Annotated in this window: 11 protein-coding genes; 6 read left to right on the forward strand and 5 right to left on the reverse strand. The window is 44.1% G+C overall.

What is annotated here, in order from left to right:
- Positions 1 to 10 precede the first annotated feature (10 nt).
- The 6 genes from MR764_RS14590 (at position 11) to MR764_RS14615 (ending at position 10207) form a co-directional block, all read left to right on the forward strand.
- A complete protein-coding gene (locus tag MR764_RS14590) occupies positions 11 to 1207 on the forward strand; it encodes a glycoside hydrolase family 88 protein (RefSeq protein ID WP_247980174.1) in 1197 nt (398 codons plus the stop codon).
- A 300-nt stretch (positions 1208 to 1507) separates the two neighbouring features.
- Positions 1508 to 3445: an alginate lyase family protein gene (locus MR764_RS14595; protein WP_247980175.1), complete on the forward strand. Its 1938-nt coding sequence runs from the start codon at positions 1508 to 1510 to the stop codon at positions 3443 to 3445.
- 77 nt (positions 3446 to 3522) lie between these two features.
- Complete coding sequence (locus MR764_RS14600) at positions 3523 to 5637, forward strand: polysaccharide lyase 8 family protein (protein ID WP_247980176.1); 2115 nt, start codon at positions 3523 to 3525, stop codon at positions 5635 to 5637.
- Between the two features lie 3 nt (positions 5638 to 5640).
- Entirely contained in the window at positions 5641 to 7029 is a 1389-nt protein-coding gene (locus MR764_RS14605; RefSeq protein WP_247980177.1) for a BNR-4 repeat-containing protein, read from the forward strand.
- Positions 7030 to 7031: 2 nt separating this feature from the next.
- The gene (locus tag MR764_RS14610; RefSeq protein WP_247980178.1) at positions 7032 to 8960 is read left to right on the forward strand and encodes a heparinase II/III family protein; all 1929 of its coding nucleotides are present in this window, start codon (positions 7032 to 7034) and stop codon (positions 8958 to 8960) included.
- Positions 8961 to 9013: 53 nt separating this feature from the next.
- The gene (locus tag MR764_RS14615; protein WP_247980179.1) at positions 9014 to 10207 is read left to right on the forward strand and encodes an alginate lyase family protein; all 1194 of its coding nucleotides are present in this window, start codon (positions 9014 to 9016) and stop codon (positions 10205 to 10207) included.
- Between the two features lie 104 nt (positions 10208 to 10311).
- Here the strand turns inward: MR764_RS14615 and MR764_RS14620 are convergent, their stop codons facing one another.
- From MR764_RS14620 to MR764_RS14640, 5 genes are all read right to left on the reverse strand, one after another.
- Complete coding sequence (locus MR764_RS14620) at positions 10312 to 11790, reverse strand: glycoside hydrolase family 30 protein (protein WP_247980180.1); 1479 nt, start codon at positions 11788 to 11790, stop codon at positions 10312 to 10314.
- A gap of 91 nt (positions 11791 to 11881) precedes the next feature.
- Entirely contained in the window at positions 11882 to 13219 is a 1338-nt protein-coding gene (locus MR764_RS14625; RefSeq protein ID WP_247980181.1) for a DUF5125 domain-containing protein, read from the reverse strand.
- A gap of 11 nt (positions 13220 to 13230) precedes the next feature.
- Complete coding sequence (locus MR764_RS14630) at positions 13231 to 14730, reverse strand: glycoside hydrolase family 30 beta sandwich domain-containing protein (RefSeq protein ID WP_247980182.1); 1500 nt, start codon at positions 14728 to 14730, stop codon at positions 13231 to 13233.
- A gap of 4 nt (positions 14731 to 14734) precedes the next feature.
- Positions 14735 to 16123: a hypothetical protein gene (locus MR764_RS14635; protein WP_247980183.1), complete on the reverse strand. Its 1389-nt coding sequence runs from the start codon at positions 16121 to 16123 to the stop codon at positions 14735 to 14737.
- A gap of 35 nt (positions 16124 to 16158) precedes the next feature.
- Positions 16159 to 17697 (reverse strand): RagB/SusD family nutrient uptake outer membrane protein, encoded by a 1539-nt coding sequence (locus MR764_RS14640; protein ID WP_247980184.1) that lies wholly within the window; start codon positions 17695 to 17697, stop codon positions 16159 to 16161.
- Positions 17698 to 17707 lie beyond the last annotated feature (10 nt).

The following is a 17707-nucleotide window of genomic DNA, read 5'->3' on the forward strand; positions in this document are numbered from 1 at the left end:
ATTTATACAGATGAAAAGAACATTCATTTTTATTGCCTTGATCGCAGCAGGCATTTTTTCGCAGTCGTGTAAGAATAAGTCTGGCAAAGCAGCCCCCGATTTTGTGGGAGAGAACGTAGAATTTGCCGCCGCACAATATGGTTTACAGATAGCTGAGATTGAAAAATCGGACAAAATTCTGAACCCGAAAAGTATCATCAACGGGAAAATGAAATACATTCCGCCACAGGAATGGACTTCGGGTTTCTTCCCGGGTAGTTTGTGGTACATTTATGAGATGACAGCCGATGAAAAATGGAAACCGTTGGCCATAAAATATACCGAAGCATTGGATACCATTCAGTATTATACCGATAACCACGATGTGGGGTTTATGATCTATTGCAGCTACGGAAATGCGCTTCGGTTAACCGGAAATGAGGCTTATAAAAGTGTCATTATCAATGCTGCCAAATCGCTTTCAACCCGTTTCAGACCAGGTGCCGGCATTATCCAATCGTGGAACGCCAATAAATCGAAGGATTGGATTTGCCCCGTGATCATCGACAACATGATGAATCTGGAACTGCTGTTTGAAGCAACCAAATTATCGGGCGACTCTACGTTTTATAATATCGCTGTAACACACGCCGATAACACCATAAAAAACCATTATCGCGCCGATTACAGTACCTGGCATGTTGTGGATTACGATCCTGAAACCGGGGAAATCCGCCACAAAAATACGGCACAGGGGTATGCTGACGAAAGCTCGTGGGCACGTGGACAGTCGTGGGGAGTTTACGGATATACGCTTTGCTACCGCGAAACCGGCGACCGAAAATATTTGGACCAGGCAGAAAAAGCATTTGAGTTTTTGGCTAATCATCCGAATATGCCTGCCGATGGTGTTCCGTACTGGGATTACAATGCGCCAAACATCCCGAACGAAAAACGTGATGCAGCATCGGCTTCGATTCTGGCTTCGGCTCTGTACGAGATGTCAACCTACAATAAAAGTGAGTATTACAAGGGGTGGGCTGATAAAATTGTGGAGAGCCTGGCTAGCTCTGAATACCGGGCCAATTTAGGTGAAAATGGTAATTTCATTTTGGAACACTCGGTAGGTAGCATTCCTCACAACTCTGAAGTGGATGTGCCATTGAACTATACCGATTATTATTTTCTGGAAGCGCTGAAAAGAAAACGCGATCTGGAGAAGGAGTAACCGATGTTTTTTTTCATGATATAAAAGACAGTTTGAAAGGGGGAGGCGGATAATCGGTCGCGATGACCGGATTCTCTCTTTTCAGACTGTCTCTGAAAAAATAAAATCTGTTGGGAGAAAGACCTGACAAAACATTCAACTTGCTCTAATAGGCAGCCTGATAACTTAAACCAATTTACCATGACCCATAAATTCATCATCTTTTGTCTGTTCTTTCTACTGGTATCAAGAGTTTCCCTCTCTAAGGATTGGCCGCGAATACGCTCTGTGGAAGAAGTGTGCTCGGCTTTTCCTGATAAAATGAAGTACATCTTTGATAACCTGAATCTGGACTATCCGGGGTTGGAAAAAGTGAAGGAAGCCTGGCAGAATGAAGAGATCGAGAAGGCATGTACAGAACTTCTCGAGTATTATAAGAACGGAGATAAAATACAGTTTCTTCGAAGGGAGGAACCTGATTTATCTTCAGGAACTGATGCTTTGGCAGATACGATTTTAACCAATGTATTTGTTATTCAGAACGTGCGAGGAAAGGTTCCGTACGGTGTCGACGGTCATCGCGACTGGTATTATAAAGGGCCGAACAACGACAGGGAATGGGCATGGCTTTCGAACCGTCACAGCCAGATCAGTTATGTTTTTGATGTGTATTTCGAAACCGGAAATCCCAAATATCTCGATTATATCGACCTGTTTTTACGCGACTTCATTATTAAAAGCATGCCTTACCCTGCTGCAAAAAGTGGCACATCAGTATGGCGTGGGCTTGAAGTAGCCGCCCGTGTAAAGGTTTGGTCACGGATTTTTTACGGGACACTGAATAATGAGGCTTTTTCTGACGCTACCCGTTTGTTGATGCTATGCAGTATCCCCGATCATGCGCATTACAACCGTAATTTTCATGCCCAAAACAACTGGTTGACCATGGAAATTTCAGCACTGGCTACCGCGGAAACCAACTTTCCTGAATATAAAAAATCAGCAGAGTGGCTGAAATATGCCGCGAATACCATTAGCGAAAGTATGAAAGGACAGGTTTATCCCGATGGCGTGCAAACGGAGCTTACTTCGCATTATCACAACGTGGCCTTACAAAATTTCGATCTGTTCAAGGAAATATGCGACCGGGCAGATTATAAACTGCCTGACTTTTTTAATGAAACCATTGAAAACATGTACCGTTACGCGGCTCTTATTATGCGTCCCGACGGCAATCGGGTTTTAAACAACGACGGAGATCTTGGCAGTAATGTTCCTTTGGTTTTAAAAGGGGCTGAAAAATATAACAACGCCGAATGGGAGTATATGGCAACCAACGGTAAGTCGGGCTCAAAGCCGGAAGTGGGCCCTTCCTATTTTTTCCCGTGGGCAGGGCATTTGATCTCCCGCAGCGGTTTTGACAAAGATGCTCAATGGTCTTTTTTTGATGTAGGCCCCTGGGGAAGCGGGCACCAGCACAATGATATGTTACATATTTCAGTCTCAGCCTTTGGCCGCGATTTGCTGGTCGATGCCGGGCGTTTTGCTTATACCGGCGAAGTGGCGGATAAATTCAGGAGATACGCACAAGGTACTCAAGGACATAATTCGGTTCTTATGGATGGCATAGGTCAAATGCCCGGAGTGAGCGTTACTGAAGAAGCGCTCTCAAAAGATCATTGGGTAATAACGCAGGATTACGACTATGCCTGGGGTGAATTCGGAAAATATAAAGGCCTGGAAGGTGTAAAACACAACCGGGTGATGATGTATGTGAGAAATGAATTCTGGGTTGTAGTGGATCATATCGAAACCAGTAACCCGATGGAGATTGAGACATTGTGGCATTTTCACCCCGACTGTAAAGTTGAAAATGATAAGCAAGGTGTAATATCAACAGAAAATGAAAGAGGAAACCTGCAAGTTATTCCGGTTGGCAACACAGATTGGAAGGTGAAAGTTGTGGAAGGGCAGGAAAAGCCTGAAATACAGGGGTGGTATAGTGAGGAATATAATAAGTTCTGTCCGAACAAAGCTTTCGTGTGTTCAACAAATATACAGGATGATCAGTGTTTTGTCTGGTTGTTACTGCCCTCCGAGAAAGAAGCACCAAAAGTAAGCGCTAAAATTGTAGAGAAAAGTTCAACATCGGTAAAAGTAAAAGTGACCCAAAACGATAAAAACTGGGAGATGGAGATCCCGTATTCAAATAGTAATAAGGTGAAGTTTGAGTTTACCAAAATAGCCGGTAAGTTGTAATCGTATATATCCCCGGTTTAGGCCGGGGCTTACCGGTATAATAGAAAATGAAATTGAACCAATAAAACCGTTATCAGATGAGATTCCGAAATTTAATACTGTTAGTTTTTATTGCATTAGGATTTTCCTGCACACAAAATAAGTCACCCAAATTACTTGAGTATACAAGCAACTACCCTGAAGAACTTCAGCAACTTCACCGAAATGTTGTTAACAATCTTCTGGGAGATAAAGTGGATTTGGATGAGGTGGAACAACAATTAAAGGAAGTGCGTGCAGACGGAACCTGGCCGGATATTGACTATCCGAGTAAAACGCGTGGTTTTTGGTCGCCCCGGTTTCACCTGAGTCGGATGTTGTTGATTGCCCGTGCGTACCAGAATCCGGAGACGAAATATTACCAGGACCCGGAAGTGTCAAAAAAAATACATGCAATGCTGAATCATTGGTTAAACAACGATTATCAGAGCCCAAACTGGTGGCATCCGGTGATCGGAACACCGATGGTATTAACTCCAACTCTGATTTTAATGGAACCGGAACTGACGGAGGAACAACTTCAAAAGGCGATGCCCATCTTAAATCGTTGCGATATCGGGCGAACCGGTCAGAATAAGGTGTGGCAATCGGGTAATGTATTGCTTCGGTCTTTGTTAACTCGCGATATTGAATTGATAAAAAAAGCCAGTGCGTCAATTCATGAAGAATTGGTTTTAAGTACCAACGAAGGCGTGCAGCCCGACTGGTCGTATCACCAGCACGGACCGCAACTCCAGTTTGGGAATTACGGGCTTTCGTATGTGGGGGATATGATGAAATGGATTTCCATTTTAAGAGGTACACCCTATAAGTTCGATGAGAGTAAAGTGGAGATTCTGAGGAATTATTTACTGCAAGGACAGCAGTGGGTGATTTGGAAAGATGAAATGGATATAAGTGCCTGTGGAAGACAAATTGGACCCGATCAGCCGGAAGTAAAAGCCGCAAGTCTGAAACGTGATTTTGAAGGAATGATAACACTGGATGCAGCGTATGCTGAAGACTATAAAAAGGCACTGGATTATCGTAACCTTTCAGGAAATAAACATTTCTGGCGTTCTGATATTCAGATAAGAAGAACACCTGAATATTATTTTTCGGTAAAAATGAGTTCGAACCGGGTTATTGGTGCGGAATCGTGTAACTCTGAAAATATTCAAGGCTATTACCTCGGAGATGGAGCAACTTATCTGTATCAGTCAGGAAAAGAATACAAGAACATATTTCCCTATTGGAACTGGAAGAAGATTCCGGGTACCACAACACTTCAGGACGATGAGCCTTTACCTGAATTAACCGCCAGTGGATATCGGATCCCCAGTGATTTTGTAGGAGGTGTTTCCGATGGCAGTGACGGTATCGCTGTTCTCGATTACAACCGTTTGGGAGTGGATGCAAAAAAATCCTGGTTTATTTTCAACAATCAGATTGTATGTTTAGGTGCCGGTGTTCATTCTTCGCAAGGTTTACCGCTCACTACTTCTGTAAATCAATCGTATTTGAACGGTAAAGTCTTGGTGAAAACCGCAGAAGGTAAAAAAGATGCAGGACAATTTGAAAATTTGGTTGATCCGCTGTGGATTTTACACGACAGTATTGGCTATGTTTTTCCGGCTGGGGGGCACTTAACACTTGAGACCAAAAAAGTTGAAGGAAGATGGACGGATGTCACCAAATTGCTTTCGAAAGAACTTATCTCGGCTGATATTTTCAGCTTGTGGTTCAATCACGGAATAAATCCGGTGAACGAGTCGTATGCTTACATCCTGGTGCCAAATGCAACGCAGAAGGTGCTGGAGGAAATGGAAAAGAACCTGCCTTTCCAAATCACCAATACAACAATGAAACAGGAAGTTGTTTCCGCTGACAGGAAGCTGTCCGGTGTGGTTTTTTATGAACCCGGGAGTACAAATCTGTTGGATGGGATAAAAGTGGATCAACCTTGTTTGCTGATGATAAAAAAAGAAGGCGAAGAAGTAGCACTTTCGGTTTCAGATCCTACCCAAAAACTGAGTGAAATAAATTTGGAGATAAGTGGCAGTTACAAGGGGGCGAACATTGTGCTGCAGGAAGGGAAAACCAATATAAAAGTAGTTCTTCCTTTAAATGAATTCGCAGGGAAAACAGTGAAAATCCATTTAAAAAAGATATAAGCAATGCAACGTTTAATTATATGTTTACTTCTAACCGTACTGTTTTTTCCGGGCAAGGCTCAGTCGTTGTCAAACAAAAAAGCCGACGGTTACCGAGCCATTTGGTTCGAACTCAGTCAGAAATACGAATATGGGGATAAATATTCGGGCGCCCTCGGAACCTACACTGCCAAACACACTCCGCTGTCGATTTATTCAAAAAAGGCCGATAAAACCTTTTTTGTGTACGGTGGAACTACCAACGAAGACGAACGCCATTTGCTTTGCATGATCGGCGAATTCAACCATAAAACAGGGATGGTTTCAAAACCGACCGTGGTTTACGATAAGCAGGGAGTGAACGACCCTCACGATAATCCCTCACTTATGATCGATGACTCGGGATACATTTGGGTATTTGTTAGTGGAAGGGGCCGGGCCCGGATGGGTTTTAAATTCAAAAGCACCAAACCACTAAGCATTGACAGTTTCGAACAAATAACCGAAGAAGAAATGACTTATCCGCAACCTTGGAATACGAAGTTTGGGTACTTCCATTTCTTCACTAAGTACATGGGAGTGCGGCAGTTATTTTACGAAACCAGTACCGATGGCATCCATTGGACCGACGACAAATTGCTGGCAGCTATCCCGGTTCACGAAGGTGAAAAATCGGGCCACTACCAAACAAGCTCTGTTTTTAAGGATAAGAAACTGGGCACCTTTTTTAACCGGCATCCAGAGGGCAATGTTGACAAACGAACCGATTTGTACTACTTACAAACTGAAGATTTTGGGAAAACCTGGACAAATGTTAGCGGGGAAAAACTGGAATTGCCCTTGTTGAAGGTTGAAAATGCGGCCCGGGTGATCGACTATGCTTCGAAAGGGAAAAATGTGTACATGAAAGATATGGGTTTCGATAAAAGCGGGAGTCCGGTTTGCCTCTATATTCGAAGTAATGGACATGAACCCGGCCCGGTAAGTGCTCCATACGAATGGTGTATCACGCGATGGGACGGTAAAGGGTGGAAGACTTCAGTGGTTACCGAATCGGATCACAACTACGATATGGGCAGTTTGTACATCGATAAGAAGGAATGGAAAATTGTCGGTCCGACAGAACCCGGTCCGCAGAAATGGGGTGTAGGCGGCGAACTGGCTGTTTGGAGCTCAACCGACAATGGGACCACCTGGCAGAAAGTAAAAACCTTAACGCACGATAGTCCTTTAAGCCATTCGTATGTAAGACGGCCTGTGAATTTTAAAGCGCCGTTCTGTTTTTTCTGGGCCGACGGAAATTCGCATGAATTCAGTAAGTCGGAACTTTACTTTGGCGATTTTGAGGGGAATATCTGGAAGCTCCCTTATGAAATGAAGGACGATTTTGTTAAACCAACTAAAATTAATTAATCATGAGAAACCTCGTTGTGTTTATGGTACTCATCAGCTTTTCGCTGCATGGTTTTGCTACAGAAAAGCGCGATTTGCTTCAAAAGGAAGCGACTAAGATCGATCTGGCAGCTTCGCTGGTGAAAAACTTTTCGGAGTTAAATTTTCCAACGTATAAAGATCGCAGTTTCTGGAACAATCTTCCGGCTGAAATCCGGAACGAGTATATATCAGATGCCGAGGAAGCGTTGGATTACAACTGGCCGGTGGTAAAAGCCACTGATTACCTGGAAATCATTCGCTCGGGCGACCGCCGTCAGGGGGCATATTCAGCGCCGCAAAAGGCACTGCTTGCGCTGGTAATGGGAGAACTGGCTGAAGGGAAAGGTCGTTTTACCGATCAGATTGTGAACGGTGTTTGGTACTACAGTGAGCAGACCTGGTGGGGCTGGTCGGCACACCTGACCGCTCAGAAAGCACCAACCGGGCTACCCGATGTCGATGAACCGGTTATCGACCTGGGCGTTGGCGAAATTACCAATATCCTTTCGTGGACATGGCTCTTGTTCAAAGACGAGTTCAACAAAATTCACCCGCTGATTGCCAAAAGGTTGAAAAATGAGATTATGAAAAAAGCGGTGATTCCCTATTACGAACGCAATGATTTCTGGTGGCAGGGTCTGGATGGTAGCCGATCTGTAAATAACTGGAATCCATGGACAAATCATAATATGCTCACTGCTATTTTAATCATGGAAGACGATCAGGCAAAAAAGATAAAAGGTGTTGAAAAGGTAGTGCGTTCACTGGATGCTTTTACAAACGATTATCCGGCAGATGGAGGCTGCGATGAAGGTCCTTCTTATTGGGGCAGGGCAGGGGCTTCTTTGTATCAGTGCCTCGATTTATTGAAAAGAGCGACAAATGGTAAATTTGACGTATTTGATAATTCCCTGATTCAAAACATGGGAAGCTACGTTTATAAAGCTTACATCAGCTATCCTTATTTTACAAACTTTGCTGATGCTGATGCTACAACCGGTGGTCGTGCGCAAATCATTTACAGCTATGGAAAAGATATCGGCGATCCCATTATGCAGGGTTTTGGTGCATTTTTGGCAAAAAAGCAGGATTGGGGAACTAGAGCTCCGGGTGGTAAAGTCGACGAGCAGATAATGCAGCTGATGTTTTTAAAGGAAATTGCCAATGCAAAAGCAGAAGAACCACTCATAAGTGATTTTTGGTTGCCCGATTTACAGGTTGCCGGTGCGCGTGATCAGCAAGGATCTTCCAACGGTTTTTTCTTTGCTGCCAAAGGCGGGCATAATAACGAAAGCCACAACCACAACGATTTGGGAACATGTGTTTTGTATTACAATGGCAAACCCTGTCTGGTGGATATCGGTCGCGAAACCTACACCGCAAAGACTTTCAGTAGCCACCGCTACGAAATTTGGACCATGCAGTCGCAATATCACAACCTGCCCAAAATCAACGGAGTTGATCAAAAAGAAGGCCGCAACTTTGTAGCAACCAACTCAGCCTTTAAAGCCGACACAAAAAAAGCAGTATTCTCCACTGATATTTCGAAAGCTTATCCTGAGAGTGCACAGGTAAATAAATGGATTCGCTCTTACACATTGGAGCGTAGAAAGCGCTTTTTGATCAACGATAGTTATGATTTAAAAAATGTGGTGGAGCCTTCTACCCTGAACTTTGTAACCTGTTGTAAAGTTACTGAAGTGGGTCCAGGGAAGTTAAAACTTGAAGGAGACGGATTTACAATGAACATGGCTTACAACCCGAAAGTGCTTAGTCCAAAAATCGAATTCAACGAAATAACCGACAGCGGTTTGAAAAGATACTGGAGCAGTATCACGCGTATTGTGTTCACTGTCAATAATCAGAAAACCACTGGCAAAAACGAAATTGTGGTGACAGCAGCAAAATAAGCATTGCTGAATTCTGATTGAGACTGCCCGGTCTTTCATTAAAATTGAATAACATGCCTAAAAGGAATTATCTAATCCGGATTTTTGTCGCAGGAGCATTTTTTCTTGCGATAGCAGCCTGCCAAAAAGAAAAGCAAGTCCCGCTGATTTCCGAAGAGGAACAGCAATATATCGTGGAAAAGGCTACATCTTTTCTTGACAGCTTGCCGGTTACGGTAACAGCTGCTGTTTGCGAGCGCAGCGAGGGTGGAGCACATGATTTTTATTCGGAAGGGGATTACTGGTGGCCTGATCCTGAAAATCCCGATGGACCTTACATTCGGCGCGACGGTGAGTCCAATCCTGGAAATTTTACTGCGCACCGGGAGGCGATGATTCGTTTCAGTCAAATTGTCGGAATGGAAACTTCAGCGTACTTGCTGACGGGTGATAAGAAATTCGCAATGGCTGTCGGCAAACATTTGGAAGCGTGGTTTGTAAACCCCGGAACGCGGATGAATCCCAGCTTGCTTTATGTTCAGGCCATAAAAGGAAGAGTTACCGGACGTGGCATCGGAATTATCGACGCCATTCATTTGGTTGAAGTGGCGCGTTCTGTTGAAATTCTGGACAAAAACAAGGCTTTGCCTGAAACACTTATCGCAGATGTTAAAAACTGGTTTGCGGAACTGGTGACCTGGCTTACGACACATCAGTACGGCATCGATGAAATGAACGCGAAAAACAACCACGGTACTTGCTGGGTGATGCAAGTGGGCGCTTTTGCCCGGTTGACAGGCAATGCAGAAGTGCTGGAATTGTGTCGCAACCGGTTTAAACAGGTATTGCTGCCCGGGCAAATGGCTGTTGACGGTTCTTTCCCGCAGGAAATTGCCCGGACAAAACCTTATGGTTATTCCATTTTTAATCTCGATGTTTTTACGACAACTGCCGAAATTCTGTCCAATGATACTGAGAATCTTTTTACGTTTACAACACCGGAAGGGCTGAGTTTGGAAAAGGCGGCTGATTTTTTGTTTCCTTTCATAAAGGATAAATCCACGTGGCCTTATTCGCCCGATGTGATGTATTGGGACGAATGGCCGGCGCGGCAGCCTTTTTTGCTGTTTGCCGGAAGGGCGTACAACAAACCGGAGTACCTTGAGCTTTGGAAAACGCTGGAAGGCTACCCTACAAACGGTGAAGTTTTGCGCAATTTACCGATTCGGAATCCATTGATTTGGCTGATGGAGAAACCGGTAAAATAAAGGGTAATAAAACCGGCTGTTTAAATCCCCTTTATTTGTTAGGAAGGAGTTTTAAACGGCCGGTTTTGTATTTTTTTTTACCCAAAAGCGGGGAGAGGACTGGCCTACATCACAACCGTCATAATCGATCGAGGCAAACTCTGTAGTTTTGTGGCTTTTTCTCCAACCATCAACAGGTAGTCGTATGCTTTTTCTGAACGATTTAAAACTACCACAGCTACGGAGCCATCAGGATTTTTGAAAGCTGTTGTTTGCAGATCGTCACGGCTTGATGAAGCCGCGATCCTTTTTGCGCCTTCCTTGATAAATTTCGAGAACTGACCGATGTAATAATAGCTGTTGGTAAAAATCAGTTCGCCGGTTTGTGTGTTGGCATGAACAGGAGCAAAGCAAAAGTTTCCAACATGGTTTGGTCCACCGGTTTCATCCAGAATAATGTTCCAGTCGGTCCAGGCAACGGTTCCGCAGTTAAAATCATTCAACATTGAGTAGCCATAGCGTTCTCCCAACGTCCAGTCGTCAACCCTGTTCAGGTCGAATTTTTCCACACAACCTTCAGTAAATACCAGTTTTGTTTCGGGATAGGCATCGTTTACCAACTGCACATTTTTAAATTGCATGTCGCCGCCGGCCCAGGGTTCGTACCAGTGATAGCCGATTCCCCAAACATATTTTGCCGCTTCCGGATCGTTTAAAATAGTAGAAGCACGTTGAAAGATCTGGTCGCGGTTGTGGTCCCAGGCAATCAGTTTTTTATCGCTCATTCCGCTGTTATGCAAAGTTGGTCCGAGGTAAGTTTTTATAAAATCGCGTTCTTCATCGGCCGTATAAACGCACGACTCCCATTTCTGAACCGCCATTGGTTCGTTTTGAACAGAAAGTCCCCACACCGGAATGTCCCGCTTTTCGTATTCCTGAATAAACTTCACGTAATAATTCGCCCACGATTGTTTGTACTGATCGAGCAGCTTACCTCCGCGTAATACGTTGTTGTTATCTTTCATCCACGCTGGCGGACTCCACGGACTAACAAATAATTTCAGCTTTCCGCCGGCAGCCCCGATAGCCTCCTTAATAAAAGGAATACGAAACTCCTCATCGTGCTTGACGCTGAAAGTAGCTAACAACGAATCATTTTCGTCGACATAATTATAAGAACCACTTGAAAAATCACAACTCGCAATGTTGGTACGCGCAAAATCATAACCAATACCTGCCTCTGAATCAAAAAAAGAGGTTAGAATTTGCTGTTGGATTGCTTTCGGCATTTTATAAAAGGTTTCTGCCGAGGCATCAGACAAAGCAGCGCCGATCCCCTCCATCGTTTGAAAGGTTTTTGACGGATCGATAAAAACAAAGGGCTGTATTTCCAGCGGTTGATCAACGACCTGAAAACTGAAATCGCCTACATTACTCAACCGAAGATTGGTATCTTTTGCGGTTACAAATACGCTTGCCTTTTGCGGATTAAAGGATTCTGCAGGCTGCTCTAGAATTTTATTCGCATCGTGGTTGCCGCACCCCGAAGCTAGTAAGCACGATACAGCAACAAGATAAGCTGATCTTTTCAAAGGATTCTTCATGATTATGATTTTTAAAACCTGTTTAGCAAAAAAGGCCATGCATCTGCTTAAAAGAAGATGCACAACCTTTTTGACACTTCACTTTTCTCTGTTATTTTTTTGTAACGGTCAGCACGGCTTGTTCAATTCCTGCCGTAACGTCAACAGTGAACACATAAGTAGCACCTTCTTCAAGTGTTACTCCGGAAACCAGACCAAGGTTACCGTTATCGCGGCCATTCGTACCATCGCCAATAAATACAATTTCGCTGGTGGTTGAAATAGCGGCGCTTCCAAACTCACCTCCCCAACCTTTTTGGTGGAAGAATTTGAAATTGATTCCATCAGTGGAGACGGTTTCACCACCAACCACTGTCAATTGGTATTTTTTAGCGCTTACCGGAGCCATACATAAGGCCTTGTCGGTATTCCAACCTAAATAATTATCTTGTAACGAAGGTTTACCAAGATTATCTCCAATCACCCAGATAGCTCCTGTTCCGTCGGCATTTAACGATGCAACCGAATTTCCGCTAAGTACTTCCACCCTGAAATAGTTCAGTTTAAGATTGGCTGAAATGCGGTATTTTCCAGTGATCGGAACAAAGGTATAAAGACCGTCTTCTTTTTTCGTCAGGTAATCGGCATCGATCCACCAGTCTGCAATGTTTTCGAGGCCTTCAACAGTAACGTCCTGTCCCTGTGTAAGATCAACATCGATCTGATAGTTTTCCTTATCAACCATGTTCATTTTTACTCCGTTGAGCAGGATTTCGAAGAACGGAGCTGCTTCATAGGTAAGGGTATTAAACGTAACGGCGAAGGTTCCGGCAACCGGACTTACAAAAGGAATATTTGTGGTGGTGCCTTCGATTACTGCACCTGCATCCCATCCGAATACGATTTCAGTTCCTTTTTCGTCGAGAACCGGAGTTTTAATATATGCGGGCAAATCGGTTGACGGGAATGCTTCGGTTGCTGCATATTCGTTGGCTGTTCCGGTGGGCAACATCGGGTACGATGCGTTTTCAGTCACCAAAATCAGGTAAGGATATTGAGCACGGGTAATGGGCACATCAAAAGTTTGAGTTGTACTTTTCATGGTAGTATTCAGCAACACAAACTCGAGTGTGGCTGTTCCGTTAGGAATATCTTTATGAAACGGAATTTCAATTGTTCCTGAATATTCGCCGTTTTCTTTGGTACGGATCGTTGTTCTTTCCACTTCTTCGTCGCCAAAATACAGGATAGCAGTAAGTGTTGAAAGTGAAATTTCATCACTTACGTTCACCGTAAAAGGCAAAACGTCGCCGAAATGTACGTTGGAAAAGGTGGATTCAACTTCCATCACAGGATTTCCCGCTGGCTGAATTTCGCTCACCTCGTCAGTACACGAGATAAAAGCAACAAAACCCGCCAGTATTAATATCAAGTATTTTAAGTTCTTCATTGTGTTAGTTTTTATTTTTTCCATCGGTATGAAATAACAGATTTAGCAGGCACTTCGTAACTGAAGTGATGAGTACCGTCGTCGAGGGTAATCAGTTTTGCGGAAGTAGTGCTGTTCAGTAAAACCACAGCATACGTTCCATCGGTATTTTCGAAAGCTGACATGTAATATCCGGCATCGGAAAAACCAGAAGTACCAATTCGAACTGCGCCCGGTTTCACCACCGACGATAAATGCCCGATGATGTAGTAATGCGAATTGCGGGTAATGGTCGAATAGTTTGACCGGTCGATATCAACTGCGCCATAGCAGGTCTGGCAACCGCCTTCGCGATTCGGGCCACGCTCGGTGTCGAGCATCAGGTTCCACACAATTACACCTTTGCACCAGTTGTTCACGGTTCCCAGCGCCACTTCGCGCATGTCGTCGATCAGACGAACCTGTAGGTTGCGCCCGTCGTTCCAGGTGCCAATTGATGTTTCGGTAAAAATCAACTCCCGTTCCGGATATTGTTCGTGTACATCCAGAAGTTCTGCCTTATCTCCTCCATAATTGTGAAAAGCAGCTCCTGCAACCAGCTCGTCGTCGATTCCGGCATCGTAAATTTTCACCGGGTAATCATTCTGAGCAACCATGTTATCGTAGTTATAATTATGGTCGAACAGATAGATTTTAGTGTTTAGCGATGCCGCTTTAAGCGCAGGAACCAGGTTATTTTTTACAAACTCGAGTTGTTCTTCCCAGCCCATAAAAAGGGATGCAGAATTTCCCCGATTCAAGGGTTCGTTCTGAGGAGTAACCGAGTAAATATTAATTCCCTGTTGCTCGAAAGCCTGAATCCATTTTACAAAATAAGTAGCGTAATCAGCATAATATGCTGGGTTCAGCTGGCCACTTGTCCACGAGTTGAAAGGTTGCAAATCGGTCAGATTATTCACTTTCATCCAGCGGGGACAGGTCCACGGAGAACCCAGGATCTTGATCTGCGGATTAATAGCCAGTATTTCTTTCAGAATCGGAATAACGTAATCGTTCTCTTCTGCCGTAAGCCCAAAATTCTCGATGCCCTTGTTGTCGCAGCAGGTATATTCGCTCAGCGAAAAGTCGGAACAACCGATCGAAATCCGGATGTAACTCATCCCCACGCCTTCGGTTGGAGAAAAGGTTTCCTTCAGAAACCTGGTTCGGTTCTCTGATGTCATCTGAAGCAGGTTGTAACAGGTTGACCCGGTTACTGCAGCTCCAAAACCATCCATTTCCTGGTAACGGGTTGATGGCTCCAGTTTGATGGTGGTGGGCGACATGTTACTTTTCTCGCTAAAGTCAACAGCGTGGAACTTAAAATCCTGTGTCCGCGTGTTGGTTGTAACATAAATTGTCACATCGCCGGTTTCGGTGTCCGGAATAACTACTCCTCCGCCATCATCGTCGTTGCTTGCTTCGCTGCACGAAGCAAAACCACAAAGCGTTGCTACCAGTAAAAGAATTTTATAGTTGAATAATATCTTCATTTTATTAAAGCGTTACCTTTTCAATATTCACTGTGTTGTTGTTCAGATCAATGGTGAACCGGTAGTTTGCCGATTCTGTTCCGGAATCACTGGCAATGGTCCAGTCGTTATCACCCGTGATGATTTGTTCGCCGGTGAAAGTAAAATTGCCTGCTTTCTTTTCGTTGGCCCAACCGGTATTTTCAAATGGTTTAAAACCGGCATAATGATCGTGATCGCCCGGAGTAAAGAATGTTCCCTGGTAAACGCCATCACTGATCTGACGAAGCAGAACGTAATTCATTATGTGACCAAAGCCCCATTCTGTGTGAACTTTGTGATGTCCTGAATACACGGCACCAATTTCGTCGGAAGTTACGTTTGTGGGATAGCCCAAACCGTAACCACATGCCAGCAGGTACTGCGGATATGCAGGATTATCAACGCCTACAATTATGTTTTTACGAACCGGGTTGTAATAAATGGTGTATTCACCGGTTTCTCCCAAAAATTTCACCTGTGAATCGGAAATACGTTCAAAGAAATCAGGATTGTAAATATTTGCAGCATCGCCCAGTTTTCCAAACACGGTATAAGTTTTATCCTTTTCGAGTGTTCTTTTAAGCGTGCGGAATGTTTCACCATAAATATCCTGGTCTCCGAAAGCCGACAATGCGAGGTCGTCGGCGCCCAAATTACTTCCGGTGGTTGAAGCGCTGAATGCATAATTATCGTAAGTAAAAACCTGGGTGTAATCGGCATCCGGTGTGTAAATAAACGATGATTCTCCACCTTCACTGATCATGGCGATTTTACCATCTACGTTGCCATAAACCGCACCGCTGTAATCAATGGTTTTATCGGCATTCAGTTTTTCAGCCAGTTTATAGCGGAAAGATGTTTCAAGCGTCAGTTCCGTTCCTTCAAACTTATCTTTATCTGAAGACCGGGGTGAAAGTACTGCAACGGCTCCATCGTCGGTCACCAGGTAAAGTTGGTTGTAAACCGGGCGTTTCCCTGTTAAACCGGTAACTTCATATGAGTCTGCTCCTTTTAAAACATTCTTGGCAACAAGGTTCATCACTACATCAGCATTGTCTGCCTGGTTGTCGCGTAAAGGAACAAAAATCGATTGATTCACTTCGTAAGTATCTCCCACAAGTAGAATTTCCCCCGATGTGATCACCCTGCCTTCTGAAACAATTTCGTATTTCAGGGAAGTGAGCATTGTGGCCGGATCGCTGATTGTTGCGGTCAATGTAATTGAATCGCCAAACGAAAAGCTGGCCGGGGTAACCGCTACCGATTCGAAAACCGGTATTGATTCTTTGCGGGGGCCGTATTCATCTTCACACGAAGCGAAGAATAATCCGATTACCCCGATCAACATGAATATTTTATATATCGAATTCATAATTTTTTCCTTCTTAAAAGTTTACAATACAAATTTTAGTAACCAGGATTCTGTACAAGATTCGGGTTCTGGTCAATAACATCCTGAGGAATGGGCAAAATGTAAGACAGGCTCGTAAATGGATACACCTGGGCAGGGCGTCCATTATCTCTGTCGTTAACCGTGTTCATCACTTCTTCCACTTTATCCAATCGCACAAGGTCGAACCAACGCTGTCCTTCGAAGGCAAGTTCAAGTCTGCGTTCTTTGAGATAGGCAGCGGTTATTGCCTGCTGTCCGGCAGTGGCCCACGAGGGCAAGTTCCCCAAACCGGCACGGTTGCGGGTTTGATTGATAATGGAAGCGGCTCCGTTGTAATCGCCTTTAGCAATCAATGCTTCTGCTTTTAGCAGCAAAATATCGGCATAACGCAGTTTAATGATGCTGTTGTATGCACTGCGGCATTTATACATAAATGGATAATTGTCTGCAGGATAGTAAATGTTCCAGTCGCATTTATAGAAGACAATGGATTCTGCATAACGTTTATCACCCACTTCGCTGTTGAAAGCTTTGATGAGGTCGCGTGATGGTGTGATCCATTTTACCCAATCAAAATAAAATGTCCAGTCATTTATCGAACGACCATACATCCAGGTTACCCAGTTGGCATCGCCGGAGAAAAACTGCGCTTCGTAAATGGTTTCTTTTGTATTGCGTGCTTTTGCATCAATCGCCATGTTAGTCTGCGATGCAGGAAGATTCGGATCAGAGAGTATTATACCAAAAAGATCACTGAAATCATCCACCAGTTCAAAGCCATCGCCTGCCAGTTCATCGGCGTATTTAATCACTTTGTCGTAGTCGCGCAGCGGTTTTTCGGCATAAACTTTTGCCAGTAAAGCGCGGGCTACTGATTTCGAAAGTTGTGTTTTATCCTGCGCATTGTTTTCAGGGGCATATTGCAAGCCCTCCAAAAGATCTTTTTCTATCTGTTGGTAGATGGTCAAAGCATCGGTTTGAGGAGGGAAATAAGCCGGGTAAACTTCTGCAATTGTTTCAGATGTAATGTCACCTGCAACGGTTGTGACCAGCGGAACATTTCCCCAGATTCTTACCATATCGAAATAGATCATGGCCCGGAGGATTTTTGCTTCCGCTTTATACTGCTGACGTTCAGTTTCCGTTAATGAAGCGTCGTTTACATCATCGATGTAATTGATCAGTTTATTGGCCTGGGCAACATTTGCCATGTGGCCGTTCCAGTCACGTTTCAGGTTCGTGTTTGATCCTTCGATTGAATTTACCTCAAACGGAGTTGTTTCTGAGCTTGGATTACCGGCATAAGCATTATCTGAATGCGATTCAGCAAGCAGCAACATATCGAGGTACCAGTGTTCCTGTCCGTTTTTAAACCGATCGAGCAAGGTTTGGCGGTGTAATAATACAGCTGCTTTGTCTTTAAATACCACCTGTACACTGTCCTGGCTTACCCCTTCGGTTACATCCGAAAACGTATCGATCGGATCATATTCAAGCGAACAGGCAGCAAGCAGACAGGCAGATAGAATGGTTAAAATATATTTTGTCTTCATTTTGTACAGT

This window comes from Maribellus sp. YY47 (assembly GCF_023111095.1).
Classification (GTDB): Bacteria; Bacteroidota; Bacteroidia; order Bacteroidales; family Prolixibacteraceae; genus Draconibacterium.

Excerpts from the sequence above, each read along its gene's own strand:
- MR764_RS14590 (WP_247980174.1), top strand. The coding sequence starts at position 11 with ATGAAAAGAACATTCATTTTTATTGCCTTGATCGCAGCAGGCATTTTT.
- MR764_RS14595 (WP_247980175.1), top strand. The coding sequence starts at position 1,508 with ATGAAGTACATCTTTGATAACCTGAATCTGGACTATCCGGGGTTGGAA.
- MR764_RS14600 (WP_247980176.1), top strand. The coding sequence starts at position 3,523 with ATGAGATTCCGAAATTTAATACTGTTAGTTTTTATTGCATTAGGATTT.
- MR764_RS14605 (WP_247980177.1), top strand. The coding sequence starts at position 5,641 with ATGCAACGTTTAATTATATGTTTACTTCTAACCGTACTGTTTTTTCCG.
- MR764_RS14610 (WP_247980178.1), top strand. The coding sequence starts at position 7,032 with ATGAGAAACCTCGTTGTGTTTATGGTACTCATCAGCTTTTCGCTGCAT.
- MR764_RS14615 (WP_247980179.1), top strand. The coding sequence starts at position 9,014 with ATGCCTAAAAGGAATTATCTAATCCGGATTTTTGTCGCAGGAGCATTT.
- MR764_RS14620 (WP_247980180.1), bottom strand. The coding sequence starts at position 11,790 with ATGAAGAATCCTTTGAAAAGATCAGCTTATCTTGTTGCTGTATCGTGC.
- MR764_RS14625 (WP_247980181.1), bottom strand. The coding sequence starts at position 13,219 with ATGAAGAACTTAAAATACTTGATATTAATACTGGCGGGTTTTGTTGCT.
- MR764_RS14630 (WP_247980182.1), bottom strand. The coding sequence starts at position 14,730 with ATGAAGATATTATTCAACTATAAAATTCTTTTACTGGTAGCAACGCTT.
- MR764_RS14635 (WP_247980183.1), bottom strand. The coding sequence starts at position 16,123 with ATGAATTCGATATATAAAATATTCATGTTGATCGGGGTAATCGGATTA.
- MR764_RS14640 (WP_247980184.1), bottom strand. The coding sequence starts at position 17,697 with ATGAAGACAAAATATATTTTAACCATTCTATCTGCCTGTCTGCTTGCT.